The organism is Micromonospora sp. ABR4_055 (genome assembly GCF_056160425.1).
Genome location: NZ_JBSWXD010000314.1, coordinates 1 through 1,460 on the forward strand (window position 1 = coordinate 1; position 1,460 = coordinate 1,460).

The 1,460-nt window shown below is 69.7% G+C and carries 1 protein-coding gene; it reads right to left on the minus strand.

The features are described from left to right. Positions 1-46 precede the first annotated feature (46 nt). Positions 47-1,357, minus strand: coding sequence for an ISAs1 family transposase (locus ACXAHD_RS32105; RefSeq protein WP_475055164.1), 1,311 nt, complete (start codon positions 1,355-1,357; stop codon positions 47-49). Between the last annotated feature and the right edge of the window lie 103 nt (positions 1,358-1,460).

Here is a 1,460-nt window from a genome sequence, read left to right on the forward strand (position 1 = left end):
CACGGCCCCGGCGTTGTTCCTCTATGTCTGACTTGATCATTGTTTGTCAGATGTCGTAGACGGCGAAGGTGTCGGCGCGGTCGTGGAGGTCACGGCGGGCGTGGGCGATGTTGGCGCGTCCGGCGAGGCGGAAGGTGTTCAGGGCCAGGTTGCGCATGGCGGCCACGTTGCGGGGAGCCGCACCCGTCCTGAGCTGGGAGTCGTCCTCGTTGAAGGTGACGTCACGGGTCCAGTGCAGGCGGGTTTCCACCGACCAGTGTCCTCTGACGTAGGCGTTGAGGTGTTGCGGTCCGGCCTGGGTGGCGTCGAGGCTGACGATGCCGTGGATGATCTGTTTGCTGGTGCGGATCCCGTCGAGTCCGCCGGTGTCGCGGCGTAGCCGGAAGACCTGGCGGGCTCCGGGGAACAGGGTGTCGTCGCAGCCGGTTACGCGGATCGTGCGGCGTTCGGTGCGTCCGTGTCCGCGATCGGCGTCGACGTCGGTCCGGTCGGCGAACTCGGTGTCGGTGCCGGACAGCAACGTGTGGGCGGCCCGCAGGGCGAGCGGCTGGTTCCCCTTCAGGATCAGCATGTAGTGGGCGTTCAGGGTGTCGGTGATCAGCCGGGCGGTTTTCCTGGTGGTGTGCAGGGCGTCCAGGGTGAGGAGCATGCCGGCGACGTCGAGCTGTGTGAGTAGGTCCTCGGTCGCGGTGGCCTCGCCGCGTTTGTCGGCGACCTGGCGTTGGCCCAGGATCACGGCACGGTCGTGGGTGACGGCGGCGACCAGGAACACCTGTCCGGTGGGGGTGCGGGTGCCGTGCAGCAGTTTCCCGTCGATCGCGGCGGCGGGCAGCAGCCCGGCCGGTGCCGGGTGGGTGAACGCCCGGGTGGCGGCGCGGCGTTGTTCGCGTTCGGTGGGTTCGTCGACGCTGGTGGGGATCCGTGGGGCCGGGGCGTCGCCGCGCACCACGTCCGCGGCGTAGCCGCAGGTCGCCGTGTCGAGGGCGTCGCCGTCGACGGCGGCCAGGACCCGCCGGAAGGTCCGTTCGCTCGGTACGAGGTAGCGGCTGGTCAGTGGGTCACGGCGGGCGCCGAGGCGGTGCAGGACGTCCTGTGGGGTCCGGGCCGCCCACTGCCGGATCGCGGTCAGGCTGTCGTTGCCGGCGACGAGGGTGGCACACGCGGTCAGGACCAGGATCACCAGCAGCGGATGGCGCCGTCCGCGCGGCCGGCGGGGGTCCGGCACCCGGGCCAGGCGTGCTACCAGGGGCGACACCATCGACAAGGGATCGGCCGGGCAGGTGGAGAGTTCGGCTTCCCACAGCGCCAGATCGGCGAGGTGGTCAACAACGTGGTCGGTCAGGGAAGATGTCGTCACGAGCGCGGCTCCAGCGATGAACTTCGAGGCTAGTCACCCGCAAGATCATCAGGAGTCGCGCTCGTCCCGCAACTCAGCCGACGTCCGATTTCCAACACGGACA